At 50.5% G+C, this 20,544-nt stretch carries 18 protein-coding genes; 11 read left to right on the forward strand and 7 right to left on the reverse strand.

Features of this window, described 5'->3' with window-relative positions; genetic code table 11:
• From Q0577_RS01450 to Q0577_RS01490, 10 genes are all read left to right on the forward strand, one after another.
• The gene (locus tag Q0577_RS01450; RefSeq protein ID WP_298732064.1) at positions 1–1,023 is read left to right on the forward strand and encodes a PorP/SprF family type IX secretion system membrane protein; all 1,023 of its coding nucleotides are present in this window, start codon (positions 1–3) and stop codon (positions 1,021–1,023) included.
• A gap of 53 nt (positions 1,024–1,076) precedes the next feature.
• A complete protein-coding gene (locus Q0577_RS01455; RefSeq protein ID WP_298732066.1) occupies positions 1,077–1,658 on the forward strand; it encodes a hypothetical protein in 582 nt (193 codons plus the stop codon).
• 180 nt (positions 1,659–1,838) lie between these two features.
• The gene (locus Q0577_RS27185) at positions 1,839–1,928 is read left to right on the forward strand and encodes an FAD-dependent oxidoreductase (protein ID WP_366883697.1); all 90 of its coding nucleotides are present in this window, start codon (positions 1,839–1,841) and stop codon (positions 1,926–1,928) included.
• On the forward strand, positions 1,901–2,965 hold the full coding sequence (locus Q0577_RS01460; protein ID WP_366883699.1) for a TIGR03364 family FAD-dependent oxidoreductase: 1,065 nt from the start codon (positions 1,901–1,903) through the stop codon (positions 2,963–2,965). The genes Q0577_RS27185 and Q0577_RS01460 overlap by 28 nt, the downstream gene beginning before the upstream one ends.
• Before the next feature lie 57 nt (positions 2,966–3,022).
• Positions 3,023–5,401, forward strand: coding sequence for an alpha-L-rhamnosidase C-terminal domain-containing protein (locus Q0577_RS01465; protein ID WP_298732070.1), 2,379 nt, complete (start codon positions 3,023–3,025; stop codon positions 5,399–5,401).
• A gap of 343 nt (positions 5,402–5,744) precedes the next feature.
• On the forward strand, positions 5,745–6,443 hold the full coding sequence (locus tag Q0577_RS01470; protein ID WP_298732071.1) for a TIGR00730 family Rossman fold protein: 699 nt from the start codon (positions 5,745–5,747) through the stop codon (positions 6,441–6,443).
• 116 nt (positions 6,444–6,559) lie between these two features.
• A complete protein-coding gene (locus Q0577_RS01475) occupies positions 6,560–7,204 on the forward strand; it encodes an O-methyltransferase (protein WP_298732073.1) in 645 nt (214 codons plus the stop codon).
• Between the two features lie 40 nt (positions 7,205–7,244).
• Entirely contained in the window at positions 7,245–8,687 is a 1,443-nt protein-coding gene (locus tag Q0577_RS01480) for a glucosaminidase domain-containing protein (protein ID WP_298732075.1), read from the forward strand.
• Positions 8,688–8,713: 26 nt separating this feature from the next.
• A complete protein-coding gene (gene hpt / locus Q0577_RS01485; protein ID WP_298732077.1) occupies positions 8,714–9,250 on the forward strand; it encodes a hypoxanthine phosphoribosyltransferase in 537 nt (178 codons plus the stop codon).
• Between the two features lie 85 nt (positions 9,251–9,335).
• Entirely contained in the window at positions 9,336–11,108 is a 1,773-nt protein-coding gene (locus Q0577_RS01490; RefSeq protein ID WP_298732079.1) for a von Willebrand factor type A domain-containing protein, read from the forward strand.
• Between the two features lie 16 nt (positions 11,109–11,124).
• Here Q0577_RS01490 and Q0577_RS01495 read toward each other — a convergent pair whose 3' ends face one another.
• The 3 genes from Q0577_RS01495 to Q0577_RS01505 all read right to left on the reverse strand — a co-directional run bounded on the left by Q0577_RS01495 (position 11,125) and on the right by Q0577_RS01505 (position 14,007).
• A complete protein-coding gene (locus tag Q0577_RS01495; protein WP_298732081.1) occupies positions 11,125–12,072 on the reverse strand; it encodes a class I SAM-dependent methyltransferase in 948 nt (315 codons plus the stop codon).
• A gap of 129 nt (positions 12,073–12,201) precedes the next feature.
• Entirely contained in the window at positions 12,202–13,356 is a 1,155-nt protein-coding gene (dnaJ, locus tag Q0577_RS01500; protein WP_298732083.1) for a molecular chaperone DnaJ, read from the reverse strand.
• Positions 13,357–13,431: 75 nt separating this feature from the next.
• Positions 13,432–14,007 carry a nucleotide exchange factor GrpE gene (locus tag Q0577_RS01505; protein WP_298732085.1) on the reverse strand — a complete coding sequence of 192 codons (576 nt, stop codon included), beginning with the start codon at positions 14,005–14,007 and terminating at the stop codon, positions 13,432–13,434.
• Between the two features lie 183 nt (positions 14,008–14,190).
• Between Q0577_RS01505 and Q0577_RS01510 the strand changes: the two genes are divergently transcribed.
• Complete coding sequence (locus Q0577_RS01510; RefSeq protein WP_298732087.1) at positions 14,191–15,363, forward strand: class I SAM-dependent rRNA methyltransferase; 1,173 nt, start codon at positions 14,191–14,193, stop codon at positions 15,361–15,363.
• Positions 15,364–15,473: 110 nt separating this feature from the next.
• Here Q0577_RS01510 and Q0577_RS01515 read toward each other — a convergent pair whose 3' ends face one another.
• The 4 genes from Q0577_RS01515 to Q0577_RS01530 form a co-directional block, all read right to left on the reverse strand.
• Positions 15,474–15,839, reverse strand: a complete 366-nt coding sequence (locus tag Q0577_RS01515) for a T9SS type A sorting domain-containing protein (RefSeq protein WP_298732089.1) — start codon at positions 15,837–15,839, stop codon at positions 15,474–15,476.
• Between the two features lie 126 nt (positions 15,840–15,965).
• On the reverse strand, positions 15,966–16,436 hold the full coding sequence (locus tag Q0577_RS01520; protein ID WP_298732091.1) for a redoxin domain-containing protein: 471 nt from the start codon (positions 16,434–16,436) through the stop codon (positions 15,966–15,968).
• A gap of 165 nt (positions 16,437–16,601) precedes the next feature.
• Positions 16,602–17,633: a PorP/SprF family type IX secretion system membrane protein gene (locus Q0577_RS01525; RefSeq protein WP_298732093.1), complete on the reverse strand. Its 1,032-nt coding sequence runs from the start codon at positions 17,631–17,633 to the stop codon at positions 16,602–16,604.
• A gap of 16 nt (positions 17,634–17,649) precedes the next feature.
• A complete protein-coding gene (locus tag Q0577_RS01530; protein ID WP_298732095.1) occupies positions 17,650–20,493 on the reverse strand; it encodes a PKD domain-containing protein in 2,844 nt (947 codons plus the stop codon).
• Between the last annotated feature and the right edge of the window lie 51 nt (positions 20,494–20,544).

Genomic DNA, 20,544 nt, shown 5'->3' on the forward strand with positions numbered 1-20,544 from the left:
ATGAAGCAGCAAGTAAAATATTATTTAGCCGGTATCGTATTGTTGTTCACAACAACACAGGTAACCGCGCAGGATCTGCACTTTTCGCAGTTCTTCAATTCCCCGCTTACCACCAACCCTGCTAATACCGGGTTTATTCCCGACGGTAATTACCGGGTAGGTGTGAACTATCGTAACCAATGGGCCAGTATACCCGTGCCGTATAAAACGATGTCAGCCTTTGCTGATTTTCAGCTGTTCCGCGACCGGCTGGAATATGGCTGGGTAGGTGTTGGCGGCGTAGTGCTGCGCGATGTGGCAGGTAGTGGTAACCTTACCTCTACCAAAGTGTATGGATCAGTAGCCTATCACCAGTTGCTGGGACAGAGCAGCCTGCTTTCCCTTGGGTTTAACATGGGCTCCGCCAGTAAACGGGTGGATATCGCCAAACTCACCTTCGGCGATCAGTGGAATGGTAAGTTTTTTGATTCGCAGCTGCCCACAGCAGAACCAATCACACAGTCAAAAGTGAATTACTTTGATGTACAGGTGGGCATGAACTATGCTTATTTCCCTACAGATAACATCTATGTTAATGGTGGCCTTTCAGTACAGCACGTGAACAAGCCGCACGAAAGTTTCTATGAAGGCAATAACCAGATAGACCGCCGTTATATCGGCTTCCTGAACGGTATCTTTAAAGTGAGCGATAACGTGATCGTTAACCCCGGCGCTTATTATGCCCGCCAGGCAGGATCCAGGGAGATTGTAGCAGGTGGTAACGTTGCCTATAACCTTTCAGGCGATGGCAGCAAGCAGGTGTTTGGCGGTGCTTACCTGCGTTTCAGTGATGCGGCGGTGTTCCTGGTAGGCTATGAAATATCCAGGGTGAGAATGATGTTCAGCTATGATGTAACCACTTCGCAGCTGGCTAATTCCAACGGCCGCCGTGGCGCTTACGAGATCGGGATTGTGTATACCGGGTTGTATCCCAACCGTGCTTTCAACGGAGCCCGCCGGGCTACTTTGTGCCCTTCTTTCTGAAGTGCACGCACACTCCCTAGTATAGTTACATACCACATAAACACAAGAAAACTATGAAACGTTTGCTTTTATGCCTGTTATTGCTGGGTGGTATCCGGTTGGCGCATGCACAGTATTATAAAACGGATACCTCATCCCGCAGTGGCTTTGATCCCTCCCGGATGATGATAGGGGGCTCGCTGGGCCTTGTATTCGGTGATTATACCAACATCAATGTATCGCCATTAATAGGTTACCGTTTTTCTGACCTCTTTGCCGCAGGCGTTAACCTGAATGCGCAGTATGCATCTGAAAAAGAAGAGTATGGCGGACGAACTGCATACCGCTATCAGTATACCGTTTTTGGCGGTGGCGTATGGGGCCGCATATATCCTTTGGAAATGCTGTTTTTGCATGCACAGCCTGAGTACAACCATGTAAGTGAAAAGTATACCGACTATACAGTAGATCCGAAGTTAACCAGCAAAACCAGCTACGGCGTATCCAGCCTGCTGCTGGGCGGTGGTTACTCCCAGCCCCTGGGCTCGGGTTATTCGGCCTTCTACATCATGGTGCTGTATGATGTATTGCAGAATGTACGTTCTCCCTACCAGAACCGTCCGCAGATCACGGCGGGCTTTAACGTAGGCTTATAATCACCCTGAAAGATATGCAAAGGGATAGGGCAGTATACCGCCTTATCCCTTTTTTATGGACGTAATCCTACAATGAATAGTTGTTTGAAAGTTTGAAGGTTTGAAGGTGTCACAAACATTTAGACATCTTCAAACTTAACTTTCAAGCCCTCAAACCTTCAAACGTGCTAACTTGTACGAATGAAACAAGCAGATGTCGCCGTCATTGGCGCCGGAATAGCAGGTCTCGCGATAGCTTATCAATTTGCCAGGCAGGGAAAGCGGGGGTGATATTTGAACGCAACAGCCGCGCCCTGGGCGCTTCCATCCGTAACTTCGGGCTGGTATGGCCTGTTGGTCAGCAGGCGGGGGAACACTACGCCCGTGCGATGGCCAGCCGCCGTATCTGGAAAGAACTGGCGGATGCCACTGGCCTGGAATGCAATGAAACCGGCTCTCTGCACCTGGCGTATGAGAAAGATGAGCTGGCCGTGCTGGAGGAGTTTGTGCAAAAAACGCCAGGCAATGGGTACAGTTGCGAATTATTAACACCACATCAGGTGAGCGCCCGCAGCAACGCCGTAAAAACTGCCGGACTGCTGGGCGCTATGTACAGTCCAACCGAAATGACGGTGAACCCGCGGGAAGCCTGCGCACGTATTGCTGCCTGGCTCGAAGAGCAGCTGCAGGTAACCATGTGTTTCAATACGCCGGTTAACGGTATCTCCATGCCTTTCGTCGAAACCAGTGAAGGATTCTGGAAAGCAGGTAAGGTATTCCTCTGCAGCGGCGCTGATTTCGAAACACTATACCCCCAGGCATTTGCAACCGCCAGCCTTACCAAATGCAAGCTGCAGATGATGCGTACAGTGCCCCAGCCGGGCAAATGGCAACTGGGTCCCGCGCTCTGCGCAGGGCTAACACTCCTGCACTATGCGGCTTTTAATACCTGCAGCAGTTTAGCTGCGCTGCGGCAGCGTATTGCACATGAAATGCCCCAACACCTGCAATGGGGCGTACATGTACTCGTATCGCAGAACGGGGCCGGTGAACTGACCATCGGCGACTCTCATGAATACGGATCCGATTTTGTCCCCTTTGACAGGGAATTCGTTAATGAGCTCATCCTGCAATACATGCACCGTTTTCTCCAGGCCCCGGACTTTACCATCCAGGAACGCTGGCATGGTATCTACCCCAAACTTACCAATGGCCACGCCCACCTGCTACTCCATCCCGAAAAAGATGTCACCATCATCAATGGTCTTGGCGGCGCAGGAATGACTTTATCCTTCGGACTGGCGGAAGAAATAGCCGCAAACCACTAGGACACCCTGGGACAATTTCCCTGCATTATTACTTATCTTACTGAACAAATTCCACGTATGCAGCGATCTATCTTGCATGTACTCTGTCTGTTCATTCTATTCTCCTGCAGGCTGTCTGCACAGGAACTGCCGGTGAACCCGGCAATACTGAAAAGTCCCTGGAAATCTTCCTGGATAGCTGCTCCGCAGGCCGCACAACGCGATTATGGCGTTTATCATTTCCGTAAAACAATAGAGCTGGTAAACCAGCCGGAACACTACATTATTCATATCTCCGCAGATAACCGCTACCGTCTCTGGGTAAATGGCAAGCCGGTATGCAGCGGCCCTGCCCGCGGAGATCTCTATAACTGGAATTTTGAAACAGTAGACCTGGCGCCATACCTGCGGCCCGGGCGTAATGTTTTGGCAGCTCTTGTCTGGAACATGGGCGTATACGCACCGGTGGCCCAGGTGTCCAACCAGACAGCCCTGGTGGTACAGGGAGACACCGGCGATGAAAAAGCAGTGAATACAGACAAGAGCTGGAAGGTATACATCAATAAAGCTTATCAGCCCTGCTCCATAGACAACGGGCCGCGGCTGCACAGTTACATGGTGATCGGACCCGGCGACCGGGTAAAGGCAGCAAACTATCCCTGGGGATGGGAGCAGCCGGATTATAACGATGAAAAGTGGCCGGACGCAGTCCGTGTCAGTACCCCGGTACCCGTAGGCCAGGGCTCTGATAACCTTTGGTGCCTCACGCCCCGCAGCATCCCGCTGATGGAAGAAACCCCGCAGCGCCTGCTGAAAGTGAGAAGGGCAGACGGTGTTACAGCGGAAGATGATTTCCTGCGGGGTGCCAGGCCGCTGACAATACCTGCCAATAAACAGGTGAGCATCCTGCTGGATCAGACCTTTAACACCGTAGCTTATCCCGAACTAACCGTCAGCAAAGGCGCAGGCAGCAGTATTAAAATGACCTATGCAGAAGCCCTGTTCAATGCGCAGGGAAAGGGTAACCGCAACGAAATAGCAGGCCGTGAGATCAGGGGTAACTTCGATATATTTGAGCCGGATGGCGGCAATAAACGCCTGTTCCGCCCATTGTGGTTCCGCACCTATCGCTACCTGCAGCTGGATATTACCACCGGTAATGAGCCCCTGGTATTGGAAGACCTGCAGGGCATGTATACCGGCTATCCTTTTGTGCAGAAAGCCAGTTTCTCCAGCAACGATACCACCCTGAAAGCGATATGGGATGTGGGATGGCGTACAGCGCGGTTATGCGCCGGCGAAACTTATTTTGACTGCCCGTACTATGAGCAGCTGCAATATGAAGGAGATACCCGCATTCAATCGCTCATATCACTGTATGTAACAGGAGACGACCGCCTCATGCGAAAGGCGATCCACGATTTTTATTGTTCCCGTGTACCGGAAGGCCTTACACAAGGCCGCTATCCCAGTAACCGCCTGCAGGTGATCCCGCCGTTTTCCCTCTACTGGGTATCTATGGTATACGATTACTGGATGCACCGTAAGGACGATGCTTTTATACTGCAATACCTCACGGCTGTTCGCGGTGTGCTGGACTGGTACGAAAAACATATCGACAGCAGCAAACATATGCTGGGACCAATGAGCTGGTGGAACTTTGTTGACTGGAACAGGGCCTTCCCCAATGGTACGCCCGATGGCGCTACGGATGGCAACTCATCTGTGATCTCCCTGCAGTATACCTACACCTTGCAGCAGGCCGCGGCCTTGTTTGCATACTATGGTCATCCGCACGAAGCGGAGCACTATAAGCAGCTGGCGGCCGATATTAACCAGGCTGTTTATGCAAGCTGTTTTGATCAGGGCCGCAATGAAATGGCCAATACACCTGAACGTAAAACATTCAGCCAGCATGCCGGTATTATTGCCGTGTTGGCAGGCGCCATACCTGCGGAGAAAGAGAAGAGCGTTTTACAACAGGTGCTTGCAGACAGCACACTCAGCCAGGCTACTTTCTATTACCGGTTTTACCTGAACCAGGCCCTTAAAAAGGCAGGCATGGCATCTTTATACTATGGTCAGCTAAAGCCCTGGCGGGATATGCTGCAGATAGGACTAACCACCTTTGCAGAGAATCCTGAGCCCACGCGGTCTGACTGCCATGCATGGAGCGCCAGTCCCAACTATGATTTCCTGGCAACCATCTGTGGCATTATGCCTGACAAGCCCGGCTTTGAAACAGTGAAGATACAACCCGCCATGGGGGCCTTACAGGAGGTTTCAGGCGCCATGCCTCATCCCAAAGGGGATATAACGGTCAAGCTTAAACGTATCGGCAGCGACGGTGTGTCTGCAGAGATCACATTGCCCGATGGGCTCAGCGGTAGTTTTATATGGAACGGCAGCACCAGGCTCCTGAAAAACGGAAAACAAAACTTTTTAATAAAAAATTAGGATATAAGGAACATTATTATTAATTTTTGTCAAAACCACGTTATTATGCATCAGGCAGATCAGTGTTTCATCGCTTTCTAACCCGTTATAATTCTTTCTAAGCGCACCAAAAAGAGCTTTCTGTACGTGAAGGCATGTGCATAATATACCGGTTTTACGACTTCCGTCTATAGCAAAAATAAACAGCTGACTTTAGATAAAGATAATGCAGCGCTTATTGAACATAAGCGACTGCACGTTCATAACGTGTTAAATGTACAGCAGGTTTCTATCAAGTTACCTGCTCTTTTTTTATAAGACCGCTTAAATACCTAAATTGCTGTACAGATCAATATAATGAAAGATGAATGGTACTTTAAAAAACCTGAAAGAGAGAGATTGGACAGAAACCAAAGCCCACTCCAGCTGGCAGATCTTCAAGATCATGGCTGAATTTGTAGAAGGCTTTGAAACATTGGCCAAAATGGGCCCCTGTATATCAGTATTCGGTTCTGCCCGGACGAGGCCTGGTAATAAATATTACGACCTTACCGTGGAAATAGCGCGCCGCCTGGCAGAGGACGGGTTTGGTATTATATCCGGCGGTGGCCCCGGTGTAATGGAGGCTGCCAATAAAGGCGCACAGATGGGGAAGGGAAAGTCAGTGGGCGTTAATATCACCCTTCCGCATGAACAGTATCCCAATGCCTTTGTGGATCACGACAAGAACCTGCACTTTGACTACTTTTTTGTGCGCAAGGTAATGTTCACCAAATATGCCCAGGGCTTTGTGATGATGCCCGGCGGCTTTGGTACGATGGATGAATTCTTCGAAGTAGCCACCCTTATCCAAACCAAGAAGATGACGGAAACCCCGATGGTGCTCGTAGGTAAAGAGTACTGGAGCGGGCTGCTGGACTGGATCCGCACGGTGATGATGGAAAAGGAAAGCAATATCAGTCCGGAAGATCTTGGTCTGCTCAAACTGTTCGATACCGCAGATGAAGTAGTTGAATACTTCCGCGTATTCTACACCACCAACAAGTTAAGACCCAACTTCTGATAAGTTACTGAACGCAGAACACCTGAAGCAGCATGCAGATTGCATGTTGCTTCAGGTGTTCTGCGTTCAGCCTTTTTAGCTTTTTTCCGTAGGTTTGCAGAAATTTTTCGTTGCATATGGACGTTATTCCTGTAGCGGTAGATGCCTACGCGGAAAAGTACAGCAGCCCTGAAGGCAGTGTACTGAACCGCCTGAACCGTGAAACATACCTGAAGGTGGAGCAGCCACACATGCTGAGCGGCCACCTGCAGGGGCAGTACCTTACAATGGTCAGCCAGATGCTGCAGCCGCGCCGCATACTGGAAATAGGCACTTACACCGGGTATTCTGCAATATGCCTGGCACAGGGATTAACAGCCGACGGCCTTTTATACACCATTGACATCAATGAAGAGCGCGAAGAAATGTGTAAACGTTATTTTAAGGAAGCCGGGCTTGAACAAAAGATACAACTCCGTATAGGCAAGGCCGCCGATATCATTCCTCAGCTACAGGAAACTTTTGACCTGGTGTTCATCGATGCAGACAAACAAGGCTATGACAGCTATTACGACCTGGTGTGGGATAAGCTGCGCCCGGGCGGTTTTATACTGGCAGACAATGTGCTGTATCATGGCGAAGTGCTGCAGGAAGAACAGCAGCAAAGCAGCAATGCCAAAGCCATGGTGCGGTTCTGTGAAAAAGTGAAGGCAGACAACAGGGCCACACAATTGCTGCTCACCATCCGTGACGGATTATTGGTGATCAGAAAAAACAACTAACTCAACAGCATACTATTTACTTTCCCATTAAATTTTCATCATGCAACTAAGAAAATTTTATTTAGTGGTTAGTTTTCTTATTGGCTGCATGCCTTTGCTGAAAGCACAAACCCTCACCACCCAGCAATATATTGCCCGGTACAAGGATATTGCTATTGATGAGATGCGCCGTTCGGGCATACCGGCCTCTATCAAGCTGGCCCAGGGTATCCTGGAAACCCAGAGCGGAAACGGATGGCTGGTGCTCAATTCCAATAATCATTTCGGGATCAAGTGTAAGAACAACTGGGTGGGAGAAACTGTTAAATATGATGATGACGCCCGCCAGGAATGTTTCCGTAAATACAGCAGCGCCGCAGATTCCTACCGCGATCATTCTGCTTTTCTGAAGAACAATCCCCGCTATGCTTTCCTGTTCCAGTTTGCCCTGGAAGATTATAAATCCTGGGCCTATGGCCTGAAACAGGCAGGTTATGCTACCAGCAAAACGTACCCGCAGCAGCTGATTAAAATAATTGAAGACTATAAACTGGACCAGTACACGCAGGAGGGATTAGGACTGGCAAAAAGCACGCCGGCTGAGAACAGCAATAGCCGTACGGCAGTACAGGAGCGTCCCGCTGCCAGTAAGCCGGGGGCGGCTGCCCAAACGCCTGCGAAACAGGCCGCGGCAAAGCAGTATCCCAGGGGCCTGTTTGAGATCAACGGCCGTAAGGTGCTATATCTGCCCGCCGGCACGTCGCTGATCCAGGTGGCCAGTGAGCAGCATATCCGCCTCAGCAGGCTGCTGAAGTATAACGATCTGTCCAGCGATGCACCGCTTACCACCAATATGCTCATCTTCCTGCAGAAGAAAGCAAAGAAAGGAAAAGATGACTACCACGTAGTGGCGGCCGGGGAAACTATGCATGCTGTTGCCCAGGCAGAAGGTATCCAGATGAAATGGCTGCGCAGGCGTAATAAACTACGCGAAGGAGAGGAGCCCGCTGCAGGTGAAAAGCTGGCCCTCGACGGTTACGCCAGCAACACCCCCCGCCTGGCAAAAGGATCCAAAGCCAAGGAAGATGAAGAAGCAGAGAATTACTCACTCAGCAAGGAAGGCCAGGGTATAAAGGATGTACCGGAAGAAGGAGTGGGGGCAGCTCCTGCACCGCCGCCTCCCGCTCCCGCATCCAGTAACAGTGGCATACCTGCGGGTATGATAGAAGACCTGAAAAAGCTTGGAGAAGGCAATAAAACCGCTGGCAGCACTGCCCAGGGGCCTTCCGTGCCCGCACCCAGCCCGGCGCCCGCACCGGTGAAGCCCGCTGCACAACAGCCGGCGCCTGTGCGTGGCATCCTGCAGTACCACGATGTACAGCCAAAAGAAACGGCCTATGGCATTGCCAAACGCTATAATATCACCATTGAGCAGCTGCTGCAATGGAATAACCTGCCAGGCACTGATATAAAGATTGGTCAGCGCCTCCTGGTAGGAAAATAATCAGCAACGTTTAAAAAGCTATCCGTATGTCGATCATAACCGTGCACGATAAACAGTTCCAGCCTTATATCGGCGCAAAGGAATTACAGCTTCGCATAAAGGAAATGGCAGAGCAGATCAGTAAAGACCTGGCGGGAGAAAAACCCCTGTTCATTGCCATCCTGAACGGCTCATTCATGTTTGCCGCCGATGTTTTCAAGTATCTTACCATCGAGGCAGAGATCTCCTTCATTAAGCTGGTATCTTACAAAGGCACTAAATCAACCGGCAACGTGGTCACCTCCATTGGCCTGGATGAAGATCTCTATGGCCGTACCGTAGTGATCCTGGAGGATATTGTTGATACAGGCAAAACCCTTTACCAGTTCCTGCCCCAGCTGGAGCATCAGCAGCCCAAAAAGCTGATGATCGCAGCTTTGCTCACCAAGCCGGAAGCGCTGCAGCATCCCATAAAGATCGATTACCTGGGTTTTTCAGTACCCAATAAGTTTCTCCTGGGCTATGGCCTCGATTACGATGGCCTGGGACGCAACCTCCCCGAGATCTATCAGCTCATTGAATAAATAATTAATAATGAATAAATAAGAATGTAGTACCGTATTGGTGCACGCATTATTAATTATTCATTATTAATTATTAATTTTAGTCATGCGTAAGCTCCTAGCATTGCTTTTCTGCATATTATCCACTGTACCAGCGGGCGCACAAACAACATGGGTAACGGGAGCGGTAGAAGACAGTATTACCCATAATCCTTTGCCCGGGGTAACCGTGAGCGTTGTGAATGATACGGTTAAGGTAATGAGTAACTCCTATGGCCTTTTTCGTATAGTCATACCCTCCGGTAGCACCCATCTTTTGTTCGAACTTCCCGGGTATCAAAGCCGTACCATCGCCATAGACCGCGTTAGCCGTATGCTGGTGGCCCTGGTGCCGAAAGACAAGGAAAAGACCGCCAGCGAGATCGCCATCGCCAAGGCAAAGGCCAAAGCCCGTTTTGCGCACAGCTCCAATCCCAATTACGGCAATACAGGCATGGGGATCAACACCTTCTTTGACGAGACCTATGGCACCATTTACGAAAACAAGTTTGTAGAGACAATGAAAAACGCTACCTCCAACTTTGCATTGGATGTAGACCGCGCCGCCTATAGTAATATCCGACGCTTTGTACGCCTGAAAGAACGTGTACCTGCAGACGCGGTGCGCATCGAGGAGATGGTAAATTACTTTCATTACAATTATCCTCCGCCCGGTAAAAACCAGCTGCTGGCCATCCACAGCCAGTATGCGGTTTGTCCATGGGAGCCTGAACATAACCTGCTGCAGATAGCCGTACGCGCCAAACAGGTAGATATAGACAGCCTGCCCGCCAGTAACCTGGTATTCCTGATAGATGTATCCGGGTCTATGGGCACGCAGAATAAATTGCCCCTGCTGCAGGCTGCCTTCCGCGTGCTGGTAAATAATCTTCGCGCCAATGACCGCGTAGCTATCGTAGCTTATGCGGGTACACCGGGCATAGTACTGCCGGCTACCAAAGGTGATCAGAAGGAAAAGATCCTGAACGCGATCGATTACCTGAGCGCAGGAGGGGCCACCGCAGGAGAAGCCGCCATTAAAATGGCCTACCAGATAGCGGTAGAGAACTTCATCCCCAATGGCAATAACCGCGTGATCCTGGCTACGGACGGCGACTTTAACGTAGGGCAGACCAGCGATCATGAAATGGAAGAGCTGATCATGCAAAAGAAGGAAAGCGGTGTATTACTTACCTGTCTTGGCTTCGGCATGGGCGATTATAAAGACTCCAAGCTGGAAGCGCTTTCCAGTAAAGGCAATGGCAATTTTGCCTACATCGATAACCTGGAAGAAGCCAATAAAATCTTTGCCCGCGAATTCGGCAGCACGCTTTTTACCATTGTACAGGACACAAAAGCGCAGGTATGGTTCAACCCCTCTGTAGTAAAGGCCTACCGTCTGATCGGTTATGAAAATAAGGTGCTGAAAGAAGACAATACCTCCGGCGATAAAGTAGTAGGAGGCATCATCGGCGCGGGTCACTGTTCCGTAGCGCTCTATGAGATCATTCCGCGTGATAGCTCAGCAGCCGTAGAAGACAGTGTACTGGGCGAGGTAAAGCTATGGTACCGCCAGCCTGCAGACAGCATCACGCTTACAATGGATTATGAGATACCGGGTAAGGTAACTGCTTTTGAAGATGCTTCGGATGATTTCCGTTTTGCCGGTTCCGTAGCGCTGCTGGGCATGTTATTGCGTAAATCCAATTACAAAGGCCGGGGCAATGCCGCTATGGTAACCGCGATAGCAAAAAGATCCCTGGGGCCGGATAAAGGCGGCTATCGTAAAGAGTTCCTGAAACTGGTGAAAGAATTGCGGAAAACGGATAACGTGAAGTAGTGAACATCACGCAAATTTATTTCACCATCCTATAACACTTCCTGATCATCTTCTGCTGGAAATCAAAAGGCAGCGTCTGTGCCGTAATATCCTTGATGCTGGTGGCTTTTATCTGGTCTTCCTCCAGCACAAAACGGCGGTAGTTATTGCTGAAATAGATCACGCCGCCCGGCCTGGTAGCGTGTAACACTTTGTTCAGCATGCTGACATGATCCCTTTGTATATCCAGGAAGTCCTTCATGCGCTTGCTGTTGGAAAAGGTAGGAGGGTCTACTATCACCAGGTCAAAAGTGTTGGGAGAGAGGGTATCGAGGTATTGCAGTACATCGGCATGTACAAAATGATGGGAACGAAGATCAAAATTATTGAGCCGCATATTGTCTTCGGCCCAGGCCAGGTATGTTTTTGAAAGGTCTACAGAAGTAACGCTGCGTGCGCCCCCTGCTGCGGCATATACTGAGAACGACCCGGTATAGCAGAACAGGTTGAGCACCTGTTTATCTTTTGCTTCATCCCGTACAAGGCCCCGGGTAATGCGGTGGTCCAGGAAAAGGCCGGTATCCAGGTAATCGCTGAGGTTCACTTTGAAATTGAGCCCGGCTTCATGCACCGTCATCTCATGTTTTTCGAAAGAGAGCTTCTCGTACTGGGCCTGCCGGTTTTGTTTACGCTGGCGTTGTTTGATGAAGATGTTTTCTGAAGGGATCTCCAGTACGCGGGATATCACCGTGATACAGCTTTCCAGCCATTCTTCATGTTCTTCTTCCGTCATACCGTGGCGGCGCTGGTATTCGGCCACATATACGCATTGTTCGTAGATCTCGATGCTGAAAGGGAATTCGGGGATATCATCATCATACACACGGTAGCAGGTGATCTCCTGCCTGCGTGCAGTTTTGCGCAGGTGGCGAAAAACCTTCACCAGCCTGTTCTCGAACATCGTAAGTTTTGTGGGAACCGTCATAGGGCCGCAAGTTAGTAAAAAGTCCATGGCCGATGGTCCACAGTCCATAGTACGTTCGTTTAAGGCTGGTTACCCATATGCCTGGAACACGCTATGGACCATGGACCATCGACCATGGACTCAATATCCTCAACTGAATATATCCCTTACTTTCTCGAAAAATCCTTTTTCAGATTTCTCGGGATTGGGCTGGAAGTTCTCTGCCTGCTGCATTTTTTCCAGCATGGCTTTCTCATCTGCCGTCACATGCTGCGGCGTCCAGACGTTCACGTGTATGAGCTGGTCGCCTTTTTCGTAAGAATTCACGGAGGGGAAGCCTTTGCCTTTGAGCCGGAAGATCTTGCCGCTTTGGGTACCGGCAGGTATCTTGATCTTGGCTTTCCCGTCAATGGTAGGTACCTCCACCTGGGTGCCAAATACGGCGTCGGGGAAGGAGATGTGCAGGTCAAAAGCCACATTCAGACCATCGCGGTGCAGTTCTGCATGCGGTTCTTCCTCTATCAGTATCAGCAGGTCGCCGGGGGCGCCGCCTCTTTCGCCGGCGTTGCCTTTGCCACTCATGCTCAGCTGCATGCCTTCACCTACACCCGCGGGGATGTCTATGCTCACCATTTCTTCGCCATAAGCGCGGCCTTCGCCTTTACAATGGCCGCATTTGCTGGTGATGATCTGGCCTTCACCCTGGCAGGTAGGACAGGTAGTAACGGTTTGCATTTGCCCCAGGAAGGTTTGTGTCACCTTTCTTACCTGGCCGGAGCCTCCACAGGTGTTACAGGTCTGGAAGGCGTTCTTATCTTTAGCACCCAGTCCGTTACAATGCTGACAGGGCACATACTTCTTCACTTTGATCTTCTTGTTGGCGCCCTTGGCGATCTCCTCATAGGTGAGGCGAATCTTTACCCGCAGGTTCGAGCCCCGGGTACCCCGGCCGCGACGGCCGCCGCCACCGCGGTTACCGCCAAAGAAGCTGCCGAAGATGTCTTCGCCGAAAATGTCGCCGAAATTGGAGAAGATATCCTCCATATTCATATTGCCGCCACCATAACCGCGGCCTGCGCCTGTTGCAGCATGGCCAAAACGGTCATACTGAGCGCGCTTATCCGGGTCACTCAGCACTTCATAGGCTTCTGCAGCCTCCTTAAATTTCTCTTCAGCTTCCTTGTTATTTGGATTCCTGTCAGGATGGAACTGCATCGCCACTTTACGGTAGGCTTTTTTTATCTCATCCTGGGAAGCAGATTTGGCAACGCCCAGTATTTCGTAATAATCTCGCTTGGTAGACATGCTTTATCACTTAAAGCCGGACATTACCCGGCATGTTTTTGTTGTGGTACGGTATAGGTATGTCACATCGTCATCTTATTTGCCCACTACCACCCTTGCATGACGGATCAGCTTGTCATTCAGGTAGTATCCTTTCTGTAAATCGTCTATTACCTTACCTTTTAAATCGTCTGATGGGGCAGGGATCTCTGTAATGGCTTCATGCAGGTCGGCATCAAATTCCTTGTGCAGACTTTCCATAGGCTTCAGTCCTTTGGATTGCAGGGTGGATTTCAGTTTGTTAAACACCAGCATTACGCCGTCTTTGATAACATTGATATCCGTAGCCGTTTCCAGCTGTTTGGTGGCGCGGTCCACGTCGTCTACCACATCCAGCAGGGCCAAAATCACTTCTTTATTGGCGGTTTGCATGAGCTCTATCCGCTCTTTGGCATTGCGCTTTTTAAAGTTATCGAATTCTGCAACCAGACGGAGGTATTTGTCACGTATTTCATTCAGCTCCTGCTGCTTTTTCTCTACTTCATTCTCCACGGGCTGTTCAGCCGCCGTTGGTTGTTCAGCCGCTGTTTGTTCGCCCGCATTCGCTTCCGGAGCTTTCTGACCGTTGGCTTCCTGACGCTCTGTCTGTAAATCTTTTTCTTTATCTGTCATAATGGTTTTAATATTTGACTTGAATCTGCAAATTTACAACGGACAATTATTTTGCCAACGTAGTATGGGCGGACAATTTGGCATGCACCCGGAGCGTTAGCCGCTGGCATTTAGCAACAGGTGGCTAAAAGCTAACAGCCAAAGGCTAATTTAATTTACCTTTGCCCCGCTTTTATATAAACTATGACCAAGGTTTTTTTAAAGAAAAAGATACAGAACCGCGTATTACAGGGCCATCCCTGGGTGTTTGGCAACGAAGTGGGCGAGATGGACGGGCCCGTTAACCCGGGCGATATTGTGGATGTATTTACCCACCAGGGGTTCTTTGTAGGCAGAGGTTATATCAACCCGCAGTCGCAGATACTGGTGCGCCTGCTTACCAGGGATAAGGACGAAGTCATTAACGATGCCTTCTTCCACCGTCGCCTGCAGAAAGCCTGGGAGTACAGGCAGAAACTTGGTTATGTGGAAAACTGCCGCCTGATCTTCGGGGAGGCAGACGAAATGCCTGCCCTTATCATCGATAAATTCAACGACTATTTTGTACTCCAGACCCTGGCCCTGGGCATGGACCGCTGGAAAGGCGCCATTGTGGATGCGCTGAACAAGATCTTTGCGCCTAAAGGCATTTATGAACGGAATGACGTACCCGTTCGTGAACTGGAAGGGCTGCAGCAGCAGAAAGGCTTTTTAAGCGCCCCTTTTGATACCAATATCATTTTAAGGGAAAATGGCCTGCAGTTCCATGTGGATATTGAAAACGGCCAGAAAACGGGCTATTTCCTGGATCAGCAGGATAACCGCCGTGCCATTCAGCATATCGTAAAAGGAGCGGATGTACTGGAAGCTTTCTGCTACACCGGTACTTTTTCCTGCCATGCAGGGCACTACGGGGCCAGAAGCGTACTGGGCCTGGATATTTCCGAACATGCGGTGAATACCGCCCGCCGCAATGCGGAACTCAACAAGCTGGAGCAGGTGTGCCAGTTCCAGGCAGTCAATGCTTTTGATGCGCTGAAGCAGTGGACAAGGGAAAACAGGCAGTTTGATGTGGTGATCCTTGATCCGCCCGCCTTTACAAAAAGCCGGGAGAATATTCAGAAAGCCATTACCGGTTATAAGGAGATCAACCTGCGGGGCATGAAGCTGCTGAAACCGGGCGGTTTCCTGGTAACGGCATCGTGCACCAACCTGGTGCCGCCCTCCCTGTTCCTGGAAATTATTGATATGGCGGCCAAAGACGCCAAAAAGAAGCTGCGCCAGGTAACTTTCCAGACACAGGCGCAGGATCACCCGATATTATGGAACATCGAGAACACCACCTATCTGAAGTTCCTGATAGTAGAGGTTTCCTGAAGCCACGAAAAAAATGGATGGTAAAAGATGAGCAGGTAAAGGTCCGGGATAAAAGCGTATATACTTACACGGTATTGAGGGATACTTTACTGAAAACGTTCAGCGGGAAATTATTTCACTACGTTAAACTTGCCAGATTCCACCAGGTTGCCGTCGCGGTCGCGCAGCTGGAAGATATATACTCCACTGTAGTAAGCGCCCAGGTCAACGGTGGTTCTGCCACTGATGTTCTTTAACTGGTCTACTTTTTTTCCAAGGAAGTTGTATACAATAAGATCATACACCCTACCGTTATTATGCTGTTGAATTTCAAAAAAGATTCTGCTGTTGGCTGGGTTCGGATAGGCTTTAATGATTTTCACACCTCCGTCGCTGTCAGTAGTGGCGGGAAGCGTCTTTGCACTTTGTTGAGCGCTGGTGCTCAGGCTACAAAGGCTCAGTAAGAAGATAAATAGTAGGGTAGAGGTTCTCCACATAGCAATATAAAGATAAAGATTTTTTCAAATATTTCACGTTTTATTTCCAACAATACTCCTTGTAAAAATAACAAACGGCAGGCCAATTATTGCGGTCTGCCGGCTGTTTTTTGAAAATTTTAACGCTTATTGCAATCCAGCCAAAGTTTGCTGTATCTTACTGAAATCAGGAAGGTCTTTAGCGCTTTCCAGCACTTCGGCATAACGTACCTTGCCTTCTTTGTCTATCACAAAAGCCGCGCGTTTGGAAACCCCTTTCAGGTCTAACACAAATGTGTCATAATAAGCGCCGAATGCCTGGCAAGCCTCCTTATTGAAGTCAGACAGCAGGGGGAAATTAAGGCCCTGCTCTTCCTTAAACTTGCCCAGTGTAAAGGGAGAGTCTACAGAAATGCCTACCACGGCCGTATTCAATCCGTTATAAGTGCTCAGGCTATCCCTTACGGAGCACAGCTCTGCGGTGCACACACTGGTGAAAGCCATGGGAAAGAACAGAACCACCAGGTTCTGGCCTTTAAAGTCTTCTAATGACACCTTATTCTTTTCGGTATCGTACAATGAGAATGCCGGTGCCTGATTGCCTACTGTTGCGCTCATAAATTTAGTCGTTAGTGGTGAGTGATGATTAGCTGCCGGCAGCCATCTTCCGGCTATCAGCAGCTGCTGTTGTTCGGAGGCCAAAGATACCTGATCTGCTTATTAAATCCCAATAGCAACCCAGGCAATACTGACAGCAATAAATAGCTAACAGCTAACTGCTGATCAGAAGCTCGGACAGTTGGTCATTTCCAGTGTACTGTTCCGGCTGTTCAAAAAATCCTTGAACACCAGGGATATCTCAAAGCCGCCAAAGGTCTGGCTGGCGGTGCGCAGCTTGGAAATGTTGGCATCATAGCTGGCGCCCAGTTCCCAGCTGCCCATGTCCAGCTTAACGGTGGGCACAATGGCGTCGTTCCAGCGGAGGAACATGCCCCCGTAGATGCCCCGGTCAGATTCCAGGCCCTGCTCCAGCAAACCGTAGCCTATGAGTGCGCCGCCTATGAATTCCGAATAGGTGCCCTGGTGCAGCTCGTTATACTGGCCAATCACCTTTACCTTTTCTGACAGCGGCACCGTAATACCGGCGTTGATGGTGAACTTCATATCCAGCTCCACACCCGCGTCTTTATAGAACGAAACCTTGGGCCTGTTGAAATGGTATACGGCAGCGCCCAGGAAGTAGTTAACGTTCTCGCCGATCACACTGTTATAGCTAAGACCGATACCCGCATCCAGGTAAGTATAGCCCCGCAGCGCCAGCCGGTCTTCCCCGCTGGGGGCGGTAGGATCAAACCGCCCGTTGGTATACTGGTTGTTGAAGGTGAGGTTGGCAGGGTTAAACTGCCGTTGCACCAGGCCGCCCGTTACCCCAAGAGAAAGGAAGCTGCTTTTATCAGCGCTGAGCGATTTATGAAAATTAACAGCCGGCAGCACCTGTACAGATGTGAGGCGGGAGGTCCCTGCCCTGTCGTAGGTGAGCTGCAGGCCTGCCGTTATAAAGTTGTTGCTCATACCTACAGGAAACTTCATTTCCCCGCTCACCGCCCCTGTCTGGTAGGGCACGGTAACACTGTTCCACTGGTTGCGGTATACCGCCTGCACACGTACATCGCCATTAAAAATGCCTATCAGCGCCGGATTCCGTAAGATCGGCGTTTCATAGAACTGGGACAGGTGTATATCCTGGGCAAGGACCTGTTGGGTACAGGCGCCTGCAACAACCATTAGCAGCATGCTGCATAACAGTCTTTTCATAAGGTATGGGTTTAAATTATCTTAATAATGTCACATTCCCCCTCAGTTCGAAACGTTCGTTGGTGTCGCAATAGGCTTCAATGAAATAAACATACACGTCTGCCGCCTGCGGCTGGTTTTTATAGGTGCCGTTCCATCCCGAACTGATGTCGTCAATCGCTATATTTTCACGTTTGAATACTTCCTGTCCCCAGCGGTTAAAGATGCGGAATGATTTGATAAAACTAACGCCTTTTCCGCGCACATAAAATATATCATTTGCCCCGTCTCCGTTAGGACTGAAAGTATTAGGTATAAACACGGCTTCCTTGTCGCATACCAGCTTGATATTCACTATATCGCTCGCCTTACAGCCGTCGGTATTGGTAGCGGTAACGCTGTAGCTCATCGGCCTGCGCACCGTTGCCAGGGTATAGGGGCAGGTGGCGCAATCCAGAAATTCTGCCGGCGACCATAACACGCTTTCAATATCGGCGCTGCCGGTGGCATTCAGGGTTACCACGGATCCGGTGGTCACGGTTTGATCCGGACCTGCATCCACGGTAGGAAGTAGTTTCACCCGGATGTTCACCTGCGCTGTTTGTGCGGGGCAGCTGGCATCATTCGTGCCCGTAACAGTATAGGTAATGTCCTGTGGCGTAGTGCTCACCGGGTTGGCAACGTTCACCGCGCTCAGATGGGTGGCCGGGCTCCAGCTGTAATTAGCAGCTCCTGTGGCCCACAGCTGTACCGGGCTTCCGGCGCAGATGGCGGTATCCGGCTGTATGGCCAGTTGTACCTGGGGTACCACCCTTACTGTGACAGAATCACTTACAGCACAGCCGGCGGCATTGGTAGCCGTTACAAAGTATTTGGTATCCACCAGTGGCGACGCAGCAGGCGAAGCGCAGGTAAGACAACTGAGGTTGACATTGGGCGTCCAGAGCAAATTGCCGTCAGTCTGCGTTTGCAGGGTAACGTCATCACCTTCACAGATGCGGTAACTGCGGTTAGCCACTGCCAGGTAGGGAACCGGGTTTACGGTAATGGCGGTGCTGATGGAATCTTTACAATTACGTGCATCTGTTACTACCAGTTTTACATTGTAAACGCCTGCTGTTGCATACGTAGTGGGCGGGGGTGTTTGAGCAGCGGCGGTTCCGCCGTTGCCCATAGACCACTGCCAGCTGGTAAGCGGTATATTGGGCCAGGGCTGAGAGGCGTCAGTAAAACTTACTGCTTGTCCCGCGCAGGGATGCCCCACATTGAAATCCGCCAGTGGCGCCAGTATGGTAATGTGATTTTGTTTCACTACAGTATCGTTGCAATAAACAGCGGGATCCTTATAGAAGATGATCAGTGTATCCGTGAACGTGCCCGTCTGGTGATAGGCTTTCTCCACATCAGTACCCGTGACATCCTGGCGGGAATCATCGCCAAAGCGCCAGCTGTAATGCTGCACCAGTTGTGAAGGTACATTCAGTACGCCGTAACCGATATTGCTGCCGCGGCAGATGGCGCTGATACCGGTGCTGAAATCCGGGTTAAAGTAAGACACCGTCTGGAAGTCGCTGCTCTGGCAGGCGCCACTGGTTTCTCTTACCGTCAGGCGTACGGTATAGTTACCTGGTTGTGTGAAGCTATGCACGGCATCCCGGGTATATACCAGGGGGCTGCCATCGCCAAAGTCCCATTCATAACTTACCCCTGTAGCGGTGGCAGATGTATTGGTAAAGCTGAACTGCTGACGGTTGCCACAGCTGCGGGTATAAGTGAAATGCGCCGCAGGCCCGGTGATCTGCACATTAACCGGTGTGGCGGCAGTATAGCAGCCATTCCGCCCGGCCCTCATTTGTACGCTGATGTTGCCATTGCTTTGAAAGGCGTGGGTAATATCGTTGGAGGGGCCTTCCTGTGTGGTGCCATCCCCAAAATCCCAGCTGTAGCTGTCCGCATTGGTGGCAGTAGCCAGCAGCCTTACGGGAGTACCTGCGCAGGCGGCGCCCGGGGTAGCGGTAAAGCTTACATTGGCGGGAGGCGTACCCGCACGCACTAACTGACCCGCGGTAACGGAGGCCGTACATCCCTGCTGGGTGGTAACGGTAACGGTTACGTTGTAAGCGCCTGGCGCGTTATAAAGATGCGTTACGCCGGATGCTGCAGTGGTTTGTGTATGGCCATCACCAAAGTTCCAGCTGTACTGAGACACCGGGTCACTATTGGGCGTGGTGACGGCTGCTGTCAGCGAGGCGTTGACAGGCGCGCAACCGGTAATATTGGTGCCGCTCACCTCGATGGCGGGAACGGCTATGTTGATGAGCGAAGATTTTGTTAAGCTTTGCGTACAGCCAAAAGCGTTGGTCACGGTCAGTGTTACACTATAGTTACCCGGCCTGGTGTACATATGTTGTACGGAGCCGTTATTGGTGGTCAGGCTGCTGCCATCGCCAAAGTCCCATTGCCGTACGGCTGCTCCGGTTGTAAGGTCTGTAAAGGTAGCATTGAAAGGCTTGCAGCTGGTGGTGGCATCCACCGTAAAATCTACTGCAGGGGAGGGGTTGATGGTGATCTCCCTCCAATACTGACTGCTACCGGTGGGATACTGCACCGTCAGGGTAACCCGGTAAGTACCCGGTTGTGTATAACTGGCTTCTGCATTGGCGGTATAAGCCACGCTTCCGTTGCCCAGGTCCCAGGTATAGGCTATCGGGAATCCGGTACTGGTGTTCTGGAATGCAATGGTAGCAGGGGTACAGAGGCTGGAGGGGGTAGCGGTATACGTGAAATTAGCCTGCTGGCCGCAGACAGGAGCGCTGAACAGTACGGATAAAAGCAGTATTGGCGGTATAGCCAGTAGGTTTATAGGCACTCGGCTTTTCATAGGTATAGTTATGGCCTGATAATTATACCACAAATTAACGGAAAATTTAAT

Origin of the sequence: uncultured Chitinophaga sp. (assembly GCF_937898475.1) — a bacterium.
GTDB lineage: Bacteria > Bacteroidota > Bacteroidia > Chitinophagales > Chitinophagaceae > Chitinophaga.